13 protein-coding genes are annotated in these 15,961 nt (G+C 67.2%); 3 read left to right on the top strand and 10 right to left on the bottom strand.

Annotated features, from left to right (window positions below; genetic code table 11):
• The first annotated feature begins 91 nt into the window (after window positions 1–91).
• The gene (locus AB9O74_RS02300; RefSeq protein ID WP_369348256.1) at window positions 92–1,645 is read left to right on the top strand and encodes a thioredoxin family protein; all 1,554 of its coding nucleotides are present in this window, start codon (window positions 92–94) and stop codon (window positions 1,643–1,645) included.
• Window positions 1,646–1,650: 5 nt separating this feature from the next.
• Here AB9O74_RS02300 and AB9O74_RS02295 read toward each other — a convergent pair whose 3' ends face one another.
• Together AB9O74_RS02295 and fusA are read right to left on the bottom strand one after the other, a co-directional pair.
• Window positions 1,651–2,571 carry a M14 family metallocarboxypeptidase gene (locus tag AB9O74_RS02295; protein ID WP_369348255.1) on the bottom strand — a complete coding sequence of 307 codons (921 nt, stop codon included), beginning with the start codon at window positions 2,569–2,571 and terminating at the stop codon, window positions 1,651–1,653.
• 121 nt (window positions 2,572–2,692) lie between these two features.
• Window positions 2,693–4,735 carry an elongation factor G gene (gene fusA, locus AB9O74_RS02290; RefSeq protein WP_369348254.1) on the bottom strand — a complete coding sequence of 681 codons (2,043 nt, stop codon included), beginning with the start codon at window positions 4,733–4,735 and terminating at the stop codon, window positions 2,693–2,695.
• A 568-nt stretch (window positions 4,736–5,303) separates the two neighbouring features.
• On the opposite strand from fusA, the gene AB9O74_RS02285 reads away from it, so the two are divergent.
• Window positions 5,304–7,502, top strand: a complete 2,199-nt coding sequence (locus tag AB9O74_RS02285) for a TonB-dependent siderophore receptor (protein WP_369348253.1) — start codon at window positions 5,304–5,306, stop codon at window positions 7,500–7,502.
• Between the two features lie 68 nt (window positions 7,503–7,570).
• Here the strand turns inward: AB9O74_RS02285 and AB9O74_RS02280 are convergent, their stop codons facing one another.
• From AB9O74_RS02280 to AB9O74_RS02250, 7 genes are all read right to left on the bottom strand, one after another.
• Complete coding sequence (locus AB9O74_RS02280) at window positions 7,571–8,338, bottom strand: heme ABC transporter ATP-binding protein (protein WP_369348252.1); 768 nt, start codon at window positions 8,336–8,338, stop codon at window positions 7,571–7,573.
• Entirely contained in the window at window positions 8,335–9,378 is a 1,044-nt protein-coding gene (locus tag AB9O74_RS02275; protein WP_346479126.1) for an iron ABC transporter permease, read from the bottom strand. Before AB9O74_RS02275 ends, AB9O74_RS02280 begins: the two co-directional genes overlap by 4 nt.
• Window positions 9,379–9,389: 11 nt before the next feature.
• A complete protein-coding gene (locus AB9O74_RS02270; RefSeq protein ID WP_369348251.1) occupies window positions 9,390–10,424 on the bottom strand; it encodes a hemin ABC transporter substrate-binding protein in 1,035 nt (344 codons plus the stop codon).
• 69 nt (window positions 10,425–10,493) lie between these two features.
• The gene (locus AB9O74_RS02265; RefSeq protein WP_369348250.1) at window positions 10,494–11,876 is read right to left on the bottom strand and encodes a YncE family protein; all 1,383 of its coding nucleotides are present in this window, start codon (window positions 11,874–11,876) and stop codon (window positions 10,494–10,496) included.
• 121 nt (window positions 11,877–11,997) lie between these two features.
• Window positions 11,998–13,005 (bottom strand): alpha/beta hydrolase, encoded by a 1,008-nt coding sequence (locus tag AB9O74_RS02260; RefSeq protein ID WP_176988977.1) that lies wholly within the window; start codon window positions 13,003–13,005, stop codon window positions 11,998–12,000.
• A gap of 112 nt (window positions 13,006–13,117) precedes the next feature.
• Window positions 13,118–13,936 (bottom strand): hypothetical protein, encoded by an 819-nt coding sequence (locus AB9O74_RS02255; protein WP_369348249.1) that lies wholly within the window; start codon window positions 13,934–13,936, stop codon window positions 13,118–13,120.
• A 22-nt stretch (window positions 13,937–13,958) separates the two neighbouring features.
• A complete protein-coding gene (locus AB9O74_RS02250) occupies window positions 13,959–14,567 on the bottom strand; it encodes a TetR/AcrR family transcriptional regulator (RefSeq protein ID WP_176988979.1) in 609 nt (202 codons plus the stop codon).
• Window positions 14,568–14,642: 75 nt separating this feature from the next.
• On the opposite strand from AB9O74_RS02250, the gene AB9O74_RS02245 reads away from it, so the two are divergent.
• Window positions 14,643–15,236, top strand: a complete 594-nt coding sequence (locus AB9O74_RS02245) for an NAD(P)H-dependent oxidoreductase (RefSeq protein WP_369348248.1) — start codon at window positions 14,643–14,645, stop codon at window positions 15,234–15,236.
• Between the two features lie 124 nt (window positions 15,237–15,360).
• On the opposite strand, the gene AB9O74_RS02240 is transcribed toward AB9O74_RS02245, so the two are convergent.
• A partial coding sequence (locus tag AB9O74_RS02240) for a hypothetical protein (RefSeq protein ID WP_369348247.1) occupies window positions 15,361–15,961 on the bottom strand: 601 nt, incomplete at its 5' end.

Below are 15,961 nucleotides of genomic sequence, written 5' to 3'. Positions count from 1 at the left end.
AATCCGCATCAGGGAGACGCGGCCGGACCTTCCCGCGCTTCCTACAATCGAGCACGGCCTCCCTCCCGCCTTCTCCCCTCTGGATACCTCGATGCGCCTTGCCCTGTCCCTCGGCCTGCTGGGTGTGATCACCCTGCTGCCGGCCTGCTCGCCCGCTCCCTCCCCCGCAGCCACTGCGACGCCCGCTGCGGCCGAACCGGCGCCCACGGAAATCGCCTGGCGCCATGGCGACGTCGACGATGCCTTCGCCGACGCCCGCGACAGCGGCAAACCGGTGCTGCTGTACTGGGGCGCGGTGTGGTGTCCGCCCTGCAACCAGCTCAAGGCTACCTTGTTCAAGGATCCCGCCTTCATCGCGCTCACGCGCCAGTATGTTCCGGTCTATCTGGACGGCGACGAGGAAGGCGCGCAGGCATGGGGCGAGCGCTTTGGGGTGCGCGGTTACCCTACCCTGATCGTGCTCGACCCCCAGCGCAATGAACTTACCCGCCTGGCCGGCGGCAACGACAGCGAAGCCCTGACCCGCGCACTCACCCTGGCTGCCGGCCGCCGCACTGCGGTGAGCGAGGTGCTGCAGCACGCACTGAATACACCGAAGGAGGTCAGCGCCGAAGACTGGCGCGTACTGGGCGACTACGGCTGGGAAGTGTATGCCAATCGCCTTGCCGGCGAGCGCGATGCCGCCTCGCTGCTACAGCAGTTGGCCACCTCAGCGCCCGAGCCTGCGCTGCAGCGTCGGTTCGCGCTGCTGGCCCTGGGCGCGGGCAAGCCCGACGTGACACCGACGCCAGCGCAACGCGACACCACACGCACCCTGCTCGACGCCGTGCTGAGCGCGCCGGCGGAGGTCCGTGCCAATCGTGACCTGCTGGGCTACCAGGGTCCGGCCCTGGTGAGCCTGGCCAGCGCCACCCCCGAGCAGGCGCAGCAACTGGGTAAGCAGCTGCTGACCGCGCTGGATGCTGCGGACCGCGCCCTGGGCGACAAGGCGGATGCGCGACTGGGTACCGTCATCACCGAACTGGCGCTGCAGCGCCAGCAGCATCCCGATGAGGAGATTCCGGCCGCACTGAAGGAGAAAGCGCAGCAGCGCGTCGCTGCTGCCGATGCCGCCGCGACCACCCCGCACGAGCGCCAGGCCACGATCAGCACCGCCGTGTATGTGCTGCGCCAGATCAAGGAAGACGATGCCGCCGAGAAGCTGCTGCTGGCCGAACTCGACCGCAGCCAGACCCCCTACTACTACATGCCCGAGCTGGCCGACCTCGCCGAGGCCCGGGGCGACAAGGCCTCCGCCCTCTCATGGCTGCACAAGGCGTACCAGGGCGCGCAGGGACCCGCCACGCGCGTGCAGTGGGGCGTGCTGTACGTCGAAGGCCTGGTTCGCCTGAGCCCGGACGATGCCCCCGCCATCGAACAGGCTACCGGCGAGGTGATCGCCGATCTGGCCGCGCAACCGGCCGGCTACCACCAGCGCACCCGCCAGCGTTTCGAACGGCTTGGCACCACGCTGCAGGCCTGGAGCCGCACCCATCACGGTGCGGAGAGCCTGACCCGCCTGCAGGCACGGATGACCGCAACCTGCACGAAGGCCGCGTCGTCCGCGGAGGGCACGGCCGGTTGCGAGCGCTGGCTGAAGAGCTGACCCGGTCAGCGCTGGGCGAGCGCGTAATCCAGTGCCGCGCAGATGGCCGCCACCTGCGCGTCATTGCACTCGGTCGGCGACGTGCGCGGGCTGTCCGGATACACCTCGGTCGTGGTGGCGTAGCGCGCGTCGGTGAAGCCGGCGCACGCACCGATCGAACGCGACTCGCCCCAGACCACGCCCGGTGACTGCAGCGGCATGCCGATCAGCTCGCCGTTCGCATCGGCCGGGGCGATGTGCGTGATCTTCTCGACCGCGGCGATCAACGCCTGCTGGAAGGCCGGCTGCGGATCTTCGCTGTTGCCGATCACATAGAAGCCGTCCGGGATGATGTCGGGCACCAGGGCGATGCCGTCGCGCGCGCAACGCGCCGGATCGAACTCGTGCAGGTCGCTGTCGGTGGTTTCGTGCAGGTCCATGTGCACCAGCAGCGTATCGCCGCGCGCCGCCATCCAGCGCATCAGGGACGCGGCTTCCTCGATGATGCCCTCACCGCGGAAGCTGCGGTTCGGATCGATCGCCTCCGGATTCCAGCGCTGGATGCGCTCGTAACCCCACGGGCTGACGCAGGGTGCGACGATCAGGTTGATGCGGCCCGCGTACGCCTCGGCGTGCTGGTCCAGGAACTGCAGCGCGCCGTGGACGCCACTGGTCTCGTAGCCATGCACACCACCGGTGACCAGCGCCGTCGGCAAGGCCGCATCCCAGTCATGGCTGACCACCGCGAACAGCGGGTAATGATCCGGCGCGTAGTCGAGCTGACCATACTGCACGACATCAAAGCGCTCGCCCAGGCGCTCCAGCGCGGCCACGACATCATCGTGGTAGCTGCGCTGCCGTTGCTGCCCTGCCCGCCACTGCGCGCGTTCCGCGTCGCCCCAGGGCTGGCCGGGGGTGCCGATCGGGTAGAAATGCGTGTTGCTCATAGCGGTACTCCAAGGTGAAATCCGGTCGCGGCGCGGGTTGGGCTGCGCGCGACAGTGCGACGGATATTCTATGAAAAAAGGAGCCGGTTGCCCGGCTCCCCTTCTTTTTCCACATCAACAGTCAGGCCGTCTGCGCAGCCTCGTACCCGTTCAAGCGCATGTCGCTGGACGCGCGCCCCTGGGTCAGCGAACGCAGCGAGGTGGTATAGCCACCCAGCCGGGCCAGCGGTGCATAGCCGAGCACTTCGGCCTGCCCATCCTGGTCCTCGATCGAGGCCACCCGCCCACTGCGGCGGTTGAGGTCGCCGACCACATCGCCGACGTTGCCCGACGGTGCGTGGATGGCGATCTCCATCACCGGCTCCAGCAGCTGCGTGCCCGCCTGGGCCAGCGCCGCTTTCACCGCTTCACTGCCGGCACGATGGAAGGCCATGTCCGAGGAGTCCTTGACGTGGGTCTGGCCGTCGACCAGCGTCACCTCGATACCGACCACCGGATGGCCCAGCGGACCTTCGCCCAATGCCGCGCGCACGCCCTTCTCCACCGCATTGACGAACCCGCGCGGGATCGCGCCGCCGACGGTGCGGTCGACGAAGCTCACCTCGCCGTCCTCGCGCGGGGTGATGTCGATCAGGACCTGGGCGAACTGGCCCTGGCCACCGGTCTGCTTGGCGACCTTGCCTTCCACCCGCTGTACGGCACGCTTCGGCGTCTCCTGGTAGGCCACGCGCGGCTGGCCGGTGCGGACGTTGACGCCCCACTCCGTGCGCAGGCGCTCGACCATCACCTCCAGATGCAGCTCGCCCATGCCCCAGATCAGGGTCTCTCCGCTGTCCGCATCGGTCTCGACACGGAACGACGGATCCTCCTGCGCCAGGCTGGCCAATCCCTGGCTGATGCGGATCAGGTCCGAGGCCTTCTCCGCCGTCAACCGCCATGCCAGCACCGCATGCTGCGCCTGGATCGTATCGAGCAGCAGCGGGCGCGAGGGTGCACTCAGCGTTTCACCGCTGACGGCATCCTTCCAGCCCAGCACCGCGACGATGTCACCGGCCACGGCCTGCTTGATGTCGTGGGTCTGGTCGGCCTGCACCCGCACCAGGCGGCTGACGCGTCGCCCATGTGCATGCTGCGAGCTGGCCAGCGCGTCGCCCACCTTCAGCGTGCCCGAATACACCCGCACGAAGCTCAGCGCGCTGTGGTTCTGGTGCGTGATCTTGAACAGCAGCGCCGCGAGCGGACCATCCGGATCAGGGGGCAGCAGCAGATCGTTGCCGTTATCGGTGGCGACCACCGCCGGCCGATCCAGTGGCGACGGCAGATAGTGGACCACGGCATCGAGCAGCGTTTCCACGCCCTTGCTCTTGAACGCCGAGCCCGCGAGCACCGGGACGCCGGCACCGGCCAGGGTGCCGCGACGGATCGCCGCGCGCAGCTGCGCGTTGTCGATCGCCGCGCCTTCCAGCCACGCCTGTGCCAGCACGTCGTCGGCATCGGCCACGGCCTCGATCAGCGCCTCGCGCTGCGGCATCCACTGGGCCGCCTCATCGGCCGTCCAAGCATGACGCAACGCCGTGCCCTTGTCGTCCCAGTGCACGGTGCTGCGGTCGACCAGGTCCACCCAGCCGTTGAACTGGCTTTCGGTCCCGATCGGCACGCCGAGCGCCCAAGGCGTGGCCCGCAGCTTCTCGCGCAGTTGCGCGAGCACGCGTTCGAAGGCAGCACCGGTGCGGTCCATCTTGTTGACGAAGGCGATCAGCGGCACCCCGTGGCGACGTGCCTGGCGCCAGACCGATTCGGACTGGGGCTGCACGCCATCCACGGCAGAGAACACCGCCACCGCGCCATCAAGCACGCGCAGGGAACGCTCCACTTCGATCGCGAAATCGATGTGGCCGGGGGTGTCGATCAAGGTCAGGTGGTGGATCGGCTGGTCGCGCGGCGCCCAATGCGCCTGCACGGCGGCCGCGCCGATGGTGATGCCGCGCTCGCGCTCGATCGCCGAAAAATCGGTGGTCGCCGCGCCGTCGTGGACCTCGCCGACGCGATGGATCTCGCCGGTTTTCCACAGCAGGCGCTCAGTGAGCGTGGTCTTGCCGGCGTCGATGTGGGCAATGATGCCGAGGTTGCGCCGGAGGGACAGGGTCTGGGTATGGGTGTTCATGGAATGGGTCTCGCTGCCAACATCGGGGAGCCGCACGCCGCCGTTGGCTAACGGGCGTGCGGCCAGGTTTGGGGCTCGGCGATCTGGTGCATGGCACGTTCTCCTTCAAACAGTTCTGGTGCGTGGAAACGAAAAGAGCGCCCGGTGGGCGCTCTGCTTGGGGTCCAGGGTGACCGGTGTTCCGGTCAGCAGCCTTGCACTCCGAGTGGCAGACGCGCCCGTGCCGCGTAATCGCGGGTCAGGGTAAAAAACGTCAGAAGCGGCATCGAAGTCATGAGGGTCACCTGGGGTGTAGCCGGCATTGTAGACCTCCCGTGGCCGGCTACAAGTCCTGATTGCCAACGCCAGTGCAACACTGAGCCTCATGCACACCGATAACGTTCGTAGTTAGCACGACGACCCCCTGAGCACCCCCGACATGCGAATGGGTCGCAATTGCGTATATGACGGGAATCCTTAAAATGGCGGCCTATGCGTCGCCAACGGCGACGCCCGCGCGTCAGGCTCCGCCCATCAAAGCAACGAGCCGCGCTCGCGCCCCTCCTTCCGCGTTGCCGAGTTGTTGCCCATGACCTGCTCTTCCTCCCCGAACCCGCGCCGGTTGCGCCCCAACCTGCTGGCCCTGGCCTGCCTGGCCGCCGCGCTTGTTCCTGCCGCCCATGCCCAGACCGCGACCGATCTGGATGCGGTGCGGGTCAATGCCTACCGCGCTGCCAACAGCACCAGCGGCGCGACCAAGACCAGCACTGCGCTGGCCGAAACCTCGCAGTCGGTCTCCGTGATCGAGCGCGCCGAACTGGATGCCCGTGGCGTGCAGTCGCTCAACGATGCGATGCGCTATGTCGCCGGCGTCAGCCTGGAAAGCTCGGGCATCGACAACCGCGTGGACGATTTCCGCATCCGTGGCTTCGATGCCGGCAGCTGGTCCAACAACGTCACCCTGGATGGCATGCGCGCGCCGCAGGGCAGCCAGTGGAACCGCAGCATGTTCGACAGCTGGAACCTGGAGCGGGTGGAAGTGCTCAAGGGTCCGTCCGCCGTGATGTATGGCCAGGTGGCCCCGGGCGGCATGGTCAACCAGGTCAGCAAGACCCCCACCCCGGACCAGATGCAGCAGCTGCGCCTGGGCGTGGATGCGAATGGCCAGTACAGCGCCGCTTTCGACGTGGGCGCCGGCACTGCGGGGGATGCTCACCTGTTCCGCCTGGTCGGCCTGTACCGCGACGGCCAGACCCAGATCAAGCGCACCGAACAGGAGCACTGGTTCCTCGCCCCCAGCTACACCTGGCAGCTCGCCGAACGCACCCGCTTGACCCTGCTGGGCCTGTACCAGAAGGACGATGGCGGCTCGACCTACCAGTTCCTGCCGGACGCCGGCACGCTCAATCCAACGGCGTCGGGCTACATGAAGAACAGCACCTTCATCGGCGAGCCGGACTGGAACACCTTCGACCGCACGCTGTGGACCGCCGGCTGGATGTTCGAGCACCAGTTCAACGACCACCTCACGCTGACCCAGAGCGCGCGCCGCACGCATGTCGATTCGCTGTTCCGCAGCGTGGTCACCTTCGGCGCACTGAATGCCGATGGCCGCACCCAGAACCGTCGCGGCGTGATGGGCACCGGCGACTCCGATGGCGACACCTTCGATACACGCCTGCAGGCGCGCTTCAGTACCGGCGCGGTCGACCATACCGTGCTGCTCGGCTGGGACTGGCAGCGTGCGGACTGGGAAGGCGTGCGCAGCGCCATGAGCAGCCCGCGCCCGATCGACATCTTCAATCCGGTGTATTCGACCTACCGCCCGACGGTGAGCACCGAAACCCCGACCGCTGGCATCAATCGCCAGAGCGGCGTGTACCTGCAGGACCAGCTGGCGCTCGGCAACTGGCGGATGACGTTCGGCGGCCGCTACGACTGGACCAAGGACGACAGCAGCAGCGCCAACCGCAACATCGCCACCGGCATCTCCACGCCGGGCGGTCGCAACGTGATCAAGAGCGAGGCGTTCACCGGCCGCGCGGGTGTGCTGTACGTGTTCGAGAACGGGTTGACCCCGTACGTGAGCTACGCCGAATCCTTCCAGCCTTCGACCAAATCGCCGCTGGACAGTTTCACCCAGACCGCGTTCGAGCCGGTGACCGGGTCGCAGTGGGAAGCCGGCCTGAAGTACCAGCCGGCCTCGGTGGATGGGCTGGTCACCCTGTCGGTGTACGACCTGCGCCAGCAGAACATGATCGTCGATGATCCGGTCGCGTCGCATCGCAACTGCGGCGCGACCGGTACCGCCACCTGCTCGATCCAGGGCGACGAAGGCCGCGTGCGCGGCATCGAGCTGGAAGGGCGTATCACCCCGATCGAGGGCTTCAGCCTGATCGGCGCCGCGTCACGCATGGACTCGGAGATGACGCGTTCGGCGCCCTACAAGGGCAAGGAACTGGCAATGGTGCCGGACTACAGCGCCTCGTTCTGGGCGGACTACACGTTCCAGGCCGGCGCCTTGCAGGGTCTCAGCCTGGCGGCCGGCGCGCGCTACAACGGCGTCAGCTACGGCGACAGCGCCAACCTGTACCGGATTCCGTCCTACACCCTGTTCGATGCGGCGATCCGCTATGACGTGGGCCGGATCGGCGGCACCCAGGTGCAGCTCGCGCTCAACGCCAGCAACCTGGCCGACAAGCGTTTCGTGTCGACCTGCACCGGCGTGTCGTCGTGCTACTACGGCAGCGGCCGCACGGTGATGGCGACCGCCAGATTCGGCTGGTAACCCACAAACGGCGGGGCCGGCCGCTGGCCGGCTCCCATCACACCGTCAACGCGCCGGCCAACCCTGCGCTACGCGTCGGTCACCACCACCAACGGAACATCGCGCTGCGGATGCCGCAGCACCAGCACCGGCTGCTGGTAGACCCGTTCGATATGTTCGCGCGTCAAAACCTCGGTAGGCGTCCCGTCGGCGGCCACGCGGCCCTGTTCCAGCAATACGATCCGATCCGCGTAGGCCGCGGCCAGATTCAGGTCGTGCAGCACCACGATCACGCAGGCGCCGGCATCGGCCAGCTCGCGGACCGCGCGCAATGTGCGTTCCTGATGGCGGAGATCCAACGCCGCCGTCGGCTCGTCCAGCAGCAACAGCGGCGTGTCCTGGGTCAGCACGCGGGCGAAGGTCGTCCGCGCCGCCTCACCACCGGACAGATGCTCCACTTCCCGCTCGATCAACGCATGCAGGTCGGCACGCGCCAGCGCATCGGCGATGCAGGTGGCGTCTTTCACCGGGTCCGGCGGATGCGGCAGCCGCCCCATCGCGACCACTTCATGCACACGGAAGGCGAACCGTACCGCGTGCTCCTGCGGCATCACCGCGCGCTCGCGCGCCAGCGGCTTGGCCTTCCACTCCGCCAGCGCCTGTCCACGCAGCAGCACGTGGCCCTGCTCCGCCTCCAGATCGCCTGCGGCCACCGCCAGCAGCGTCGATTTGCCCGCACCGTTCGGGCCGACCAGCGCCGTCACCGTGCCGGGCACGAAATCCAGCGTGATGTCATCCAGGATGCGCCGTGCGCCGCGACTGAGCTGCACCGACTGCAGTTGCAGCAACGCGCTCATGCACCACTCCGATGGCGCTGACGCATCACCAGCCAGAGGAAGAACGGCGCGCCCAGCGCGGCCGAGAACAGGCCCAGCGGGATCTCGGACGGTGGATCCAGCGTGCGTGCGGCGGTGTCGGCGACCACGATCAGCAGCGCACCGGCCACGGCCGAGACCGGCAGCAGCCAGCGATGGCCGGGGCCGACCAGCAGGCGCACGACATGCGGCACGACCAGACCCACGAAGCCGATCGAGCCGGCGAACGCGACGGCCGCACCGACCAGCAGCGCGCTGAAGGCGATCAGTTTGAGCCGCGTGCGTTTTACATCCAGCCCCAGGTGCTGGGCCTGGCGCTCACCGAGCGCGAGCATGTCCAGCGGCGTGGCCAAGCGCAGCAGTGCGATCGTGCCGAGCACGAACACCGGCGCCACTGCGATCACATCCCGCCAGTCGGCCTGGGCCAGCGAGCCCATCTGCCAGAACACCAGCGACTGCAGCTCGCTCTCGCTGGCGATGTAGGTCAGGAATCCGATCATCGCCGAGCAGAACGCAGCGATGGCGATGCCGACCAGCAGCAATGTCGCCGTGCCACTGCCTTGTCCCGGCCGTGCCAGCAGGTAGGTCAATGTGATCGCGCCACCGGCGCCGGCAAACGCGGCCAGCGGCAGCGTCCATGCACCGAAGGCGCCGGCGCCGAGCACGATCGCGGACACCGCGCCCAAGGCCGCGCCCTGGGTCACGCCGACGATGCCGGGGTCGGCCAGCGGATTACCGAACAATCCCTGCAGGCTCGCACCGGCCATCGCCAGTGCGGCGCCCACCATCGCGCCCAGCAGGGCGCGCGGAATGCGCAGCTGCCAGACCACGGCCAGATCGCGGGTGCTGACGCTGGCCGGATCGGCCAGCCCCAGCTTCACCCCGATCGCCTGCAGTACCTCCATCGGCGGCAGCCGCAACGGGCCCACCGCGAAGGAGGCGATCACCGCGATCAGCAATCCCACCGCGGCCCAGATCAACACGGTCGCGCCACGGCGGCGCGCAGGACTCGACACCGCCATGCCTTACGCCCTCACGGACGCGGCACGGTGGCGAAGGCCGCGGCCATGGCGACCGCGCCACTGCCCGAGGCGACACTGGCGGACTTCAACTCCACGTCCGGCATCACCCACACGCGATTGGCCGCACCGGCCGGCGTCTGCCGCAGAGTCGGATAGGCGCGCCACAGGCCGGCCTGGCCACCGAACAGGGCCAGGTCGTTCTCGGTCACCAGGATCACGTCCGGCGCAGCAGCCACCACGCCCTCATTGCTCAGCGCGGAATAGTTGGCCACGCCAGCCTCGTCACCGATGTTGATGCCACCGGCCAGCGTGATCAGCTTGCCCGAGGCGCTGTCCGAGCCCGCCACCGTCGGCGCGCCGCCGGCACCGGTCGCGGAAACATGGATCACACGCGGGTGCCACGCCAGCGCCGCGCCACTGGCCTTGGCCGCATCCAGCTGCGACTGTACCTTCGTGGCGAGTGCTTCACCCTGCTCGGCCATGCCGACCGCGGCGGCGACCTTGCGCACCTTGTCGGCCGCCGGCTGCAGATCATCGACGATCACCGCCGCTTCGCCTGCGCCGCGCAGCTTGGCGGCCAGATCGGAATGACGGCGCAGGCTGTTGCCGAGGAACAGGGTGCCCTGCAGGCTCAACACGCCTTCCACGCCCGTGGTGCGGTTGAACAGGAATTGTTTGGGGGCCTTGCGCCCGGATTCGGTGGCCGAGCGCAGCGGCGCGGCGTACACCTGATCGTCCAGGCCAAGCGCTTCGAGCACGGCGATGATGTCATCGCCGCCGGCAATGATCTTCGAGGTGTCGGTCACCGTCGTGGCCACGCCATCATCGGAGGTGACCTGTGCCGGCAACTGCTGGGTGGCGCCTTCGATGTCGGGCACGTCCACGCCCACCACACGCTGCCAGCCTTCCGGCAGTGCTTCGGGGGTCTGCGCGGCCGATGCGGCAGCGGTGTCGGTGGCAGGTGCAGCGGGCTCTTTCGAGCACCCGGCGATCACGGCGACCAGGGACAGCGCCAACAGGCTGCGGCGGACAACAATCGACTTCATGGCAGTTCCTCTTCAATCAGAACGGCGGGGCTGTACGCCCCGCCGCCGGTGCAACGCTCTCCGCGCAGCTCAGTTCGCGCGGGTGCTGATGCGGGTGATGCGGTCGCCCTTGGGATCCTGGGCATCACGCGACTTGTTGACGGCAAACACGTTGCCCTTGCCATCTTCACGCACATGGTTCGGGAAGGTGCCGCCATCCAGGTTGCCGATCACCTTGCCGTTGCCGTCGACCACGGTCACCGTGCCGGCACCGCGGTTGGTCACGTACGCGAGCTTGGACACCGGCTCGAACGCCACGTTCAGCGCACCCGCGCCGACCGGCACGTCGTGCAGCACCTTGCCGCTGGCGACATCGACGATCAGCAGGTTGTCCGTGCCCTGCGAGGCCACGTACAGCCGACCTGCGGAAGCGTCGTAGGCCACGCCGGAGGCGCTGATCGAGTTGCCCAGGTCGATGACCTTCTCCACCTTGCCGGTGGTGGTGTCGATCACCGCCGCTTCGGGCGTGCCGATGCTGACGGTGAACAGCTTGCCGGCCGCTTCATCCAGCACCAGGCTCATCGGGACGAACTTCTTGTCGTCCACGCCCGAGGCCAGGGTGATCGGCTCCAGCGGCTGCAGGGTGCGGGCATCGAACACCGACAGATGGTCTTCACCGGCGGCCGAGGCGAACACCTTGCCACGGCGGCCATCGACCACGATGTCGCGGGCATGCGGCACCGCCCCGACGTCGAACTGGCGCACCAGCGACAGGTCTTTCTGGCGATACACGGCCACGGTGTCCTGGCGGGTGTTGGTGACCCAGACGTTGCCGTTGGCATCGTCCACGCCCACGCCATACACCGCGAACACGGCACCGCCCTTACCGCCCGGAACTGCGGCCGGGGTGATCTTGGCGGTGACCTTGAGCGTCTTCGGGTCGAGCTTGAGCAGCTGCGACTGGGTCACCGGCGGGCGACCGACGGCAGCGGTGACGAACACCGCATTGCTGGCCGCGCTGTAGGCGGACTGGTACAGGCCCTGGACCAGCTTGGCCGAGGTCTGGTTGAAATTCTGCTGGCCGCTCAGCGGCAGGTTCGGCGAGACGCGCAGCGACAGCACCGTTGCCGCGGACGGCTGGCTGGCACGCACGATCACCGGCTGCTGGCCGGGCACGGCATCGGCGGGAATCGCGACGTTGCCCTTGAAGTTGCCCTCGGCGTCGACCACGTACGGGGTGGCATTGAGCACGGTCTCGCCGCGCAGCAGGGTGACCTGCTGGCCCGGCACGAACTGGCGGCCGATCACTTCGGCATCGCTGCCCGGCACCACGTTCTGGCCACGGCTGATCACTTCACCACGGAAGCCGTTGGCCGGCGCATCGAACACCGGCTGCGCGAACACGGCAGGGCTGGCCAGCGACAGCGCAATGGCCAGGGCGGCGACACGCGGGAGGGTTTTCAGGGTGTACATCAGCAGACTCCTTCTGTTGGGGGCGCGCCGGTTGGCGCGTTGTCACAGTGCTTGCCTTGGCGTGGCCGCGGTCCGTTGCGGCGGTGGCACAGGGCCACGGAACTGCCTGGGTAACGAAAAATCAGGGTGCCGGCGCGGGCGTGCCGCTGCGATCGGCGATGCCATACAACTGGCTCAGCGTGGCCTTGAGCGACGCCGGCAGCATCGGCCCATGGCCAAGGCCGGGAAATTCGCGGTATTGCACGGTCAGGCCCGGCACCTTGGCCAGGCGGGTGGCCAGCTGCTGGGCGGCATCGGGCGTTGCACCGCCGATGCGGCGCAGGTGCGCGACCACGCGCGGATTGGTCATGTCGCGCACCCCGCGGTTACCGGTGCGCTCATCGCCACCGAGCATCACCGTCACCTGTGCCGGCTGACCCTGGGTGTTGGCAATGAACTGGCGCTCCATGTCGCCCAGCGGCGCGCCCTGGCTCCACCACAGCGATGGGCTGGCCGACACGTAATGCTGGAACGCGGCCGGGCGGGTATACAGCGTGCTGACCACGAACAGGCCGCCGAGCGAATGGCCCCACAGCGACTGCTGCTGCAGATCGATGCTGGCGCGGCGCTGCACTTCCGGCTTGATCCGCCGCTCGATCAGATCGAGAAACGCATACGCACCACCACCACTGGACTGCGAGGTGCCGTTTTCGTCATCGGCGGTATCGATCCACGCGGTGTAATCGCGGGTACGCGCCGCGGAATCGATGCGCAGGTCGTTGTCGTAGCCGATGAAGACGAGCACCGGCGCGGCATGCGCGGCCAGATCGGCAAGCATCGCCTGGTCGAGCACCATCGCCGCGGCGTTGCCGTCGAGCATGTACAGCACCGGTGCCGGCGTGGCCGAGGCCTTCGCCGGCACACCGACATTCACCCGCCAGCGGCGGGCGTGATCGGGACTGTCGAGCACGAAGTGTTCGAAGCGATAACTCTGCGCCGGCTGGTCCAGCACCGTCTCACCGACTTTCTGCTCGGGATTGCGCTGCTGAGCCGAGGCCGGCGACAGCGCCGCCATGCCGATGGCGGTCGCCACGCCCAGCGTGCGCAACCACGGCGATACGGAAGAGATCAGCGACGACGAAACAATCATGACTACCCGGAGCGAGGGACGGTGCTATCGCGCCAGTGTAACTCAAATGAGAATGGGTATCACTGACGTTGCGCTGACCACCCCGCCCAGGCGCCTTCCTTCTCAAGGTGCTTCAGCGCGCGCAGTCACCCGAGGCCGTGCGCGCCTCCCCCACGGTCGCGCCCCCTTTCCCACTGGCCGACAGCCAGCCTGCCAGGGACATAGCATCCGGTATCCCCGCCGCCATCGGCGCGGACGAGATCACCAGTTCGCGCGACGTGCCGACCGGCTCCAGCTCGGCCAGGCGCGCCGCCTTGTCACCGTCGGTGCTGACGAAGTCGTCCGGCCCCGAGCGCGGCGTCTTCGTGGTGTTCGCGGTCTTGACCGCCTTGATCCGCAGTTCGCCGCCGGCACCACCGGTAACGGTCACCGCGTACTGCTCCTTGCCATAGGCCCAGGAGTTCTCGCGCTGCACAGTGGCTGCCTGCCCATCGGCCGGCAGTTCCAGCGTATCGCCTGCAAGGCCCTGCACCATCGCCATGCCACCCATCACCGCCATGTACATGCCGTACGCCCGCATCTGCTTCTCCTCGGCTGTCTTCGCCGCGGGCGCACCCGGCCAGCTCGCCTCGAGATTCAGATGCGCCTTGCCGCTGCACAGTGTCAACACGACCGGCTGACCCTCGCCTTCGCCAAGACTGATCAGACTGTCGCCGTTGTGGAACTGCTGTACGCGCCCGATCAATGACGCGCCGCTCGTCGGCACCTGGTTCACCTCGACACGGGACGCGCTTTTCAGGCGCTCATTCAACGACACGGTCGTCGCGGTGGCGGGCAAGGCCGCGCCGATCGCGGCAGCGAGTACGAACACAGGGGAAAAAGCGCGCATGGCATCCAGTCCAGAAGGGCGGGACATCATACGCGCCCACTCGACGACCGCTTCGCGCGTCATCGCCCTGTCGTGCAGGCAGCGCTCAGCCGCGCGCCACCATCGCCATGATGGTCGCCGCCAGTTCCTGCTCCGCCTGCACCGGCGTGATGTCGCCGGTGGTCGCTGCAGAAGAGAGACCTTCCGCGGCACCGAGCATGCCCCACAGCCCCGCCTGCGCCAACGCGCCTGCGGGTGCGAACGGCGACAACAGCGCGCGGCACTGCTCAAGAAACACGACGTCGTACTCGCGCTTGATACGCGCCAGTTCCGGTGACCCGGCCAGCGCAGCGATCACGCCCGGAATCTCGCGCCCCTGCTTCATCACGCACGCCACGTAGGCCTCGGCGATGACCTGCGCCTTGTCCGCAAGCGTCGGGCCACTGCTGGCGAACCGCGCTTCCATCACCACGCCCTGGCGCGCATCGAAATCGCGGTACAGCGCGGACAGCAGACCGGCCCGCGTACCGAAATGGTCATACACCACCGGCTTGGTCACCCCGGCCTGCTCGGCCAGACGCCCCAATGTGAGCGCATCGGTGCCTTCCTCGCGGATCAGCCGCCACGCCTCTGCCAAGAGCTGGCGCAGGCGGTCATCGCGGGTCATGCGGCGGCGGGGTGCCACCGGGGCAGGCGCATCGGGCGGACTTGACATGGTTATATACCAATCGTAACTTACGTTCCGTAACTTACCGAAAGTATACAAGCCCTTCCCCGCCCCAGGAATCCCATGCACGCGCTCATCGTCGTCTCCCACCCTGATCCCGACTCCCTGACCCACGCCGTCGCGACCCAGATCGCAGCAGGCATTAGCGCCAATGACGGCAGTACCGCCGAGCTCGCCGACCTCGACGCAGAGGGCTTCGACCCCCGTTTCAACCGGGCGGACCTGCAGGGCCACCACCGCAACGCCCCCTTCCCTGCCGATGTCCTGGCCGAACAGGCCCGGCTGGACCGCGCCGATGCCGTAGTGCTGGTGTTCCCGGTCTACTGGTGGGGCATGCCTGCCCTGCTGAAGGGCTGGATCGATCGGGTCTTCTCCAATGGCTGGGCCTATGACGACAGCAGCGGCCAGGGCGTGCTCAAGAAGCTCGGCCACCTGCCCGTCCACCTGGTCGGGCTCGGCGGCGCTGACGACCGCACCTGGCAGAAGCGCGGCTATACCGGTGCGATGAAGACCCAGATCGAGACCGGCATCTTTGACTACTGCGGCGCGCCGGTGCGGTCGTCCACGCTGTTGCTGGAGACGGACACGGGCCACGCACAACTCCATATGAAAACTTCGCGGGAACTTGGTGAGCGTCTTTTCATCGATTTCACCTGACTCCAACTACCACCTGCAACACTCTTGGGAGTTGGAACTTCTAAAGTTAGCCTGCTCACAAATTCGGGCAGGCAGTTGCGGCCGCACGAACCAGCCCCATGAAGATCACAACTGACGGGACGCTCTACACCAAACCCATCGCAAGCAACACAACAATCCAGATGCCGGCACCTAGAGCAAATACCGCTTTCGCTAAGAAGAAACAGGTTGACACCCTACGCAGCCAGCCACCTTTCACATAGCCATAATCGTCGCCGTCAGCCGCTTTTTCGGCCTCCGAGGCAGTGAGGGCGATCTCTCCGAGAGCCGCCAAACTCTGGCTAAAATCAAAAATGAGTGCACAGACGCAAAGCGCCGCGATAAACAACAACTCCTCTGTATAAACAGAGAACTTTGAAGACAAGGCCTGTTGAGCTTCAGACAAAAAGAGCCAAACTAACGCCAAGACCCCAAGTGATATTGATCGGACCTGAGAAGTTACAGCCTCACTCTGAGCTGCTCTTTCAGCCACTAGCTGATAAAGGAAGTTCTTGCGCTCACTTGTCATCGCGACCTCACAGTTTTGCGCAGAGGCGGAAGCAACGTTCTCTTCTTCTTTTTTGTTGTTGGAGCGCCAGTCGAACTCGACAGGGACAAAAATGTTCGATGCGAAGCTTTCTTCGCAACTGCCTTCTTCGCAACTGCCTTCTTCGCAACTGCCTTCTTCGCAACTGCCTTCTTCGCAA

This window comes from Stenotrophomonas sp. JAG2 (assembly GCF_041080745.1).
GTDB classification, from domain to species: domain Bacteria; phylum Pseudomonadota; class Gammaproteobacteria; order Xanthomonadales; family Xanthomonadaceae; genus Stenotrophomonas; species Stenotrophomonas maltophilia_AA.
This window is presented reverse-complemented; position numbering and strand designations above follow the sequence as displayed.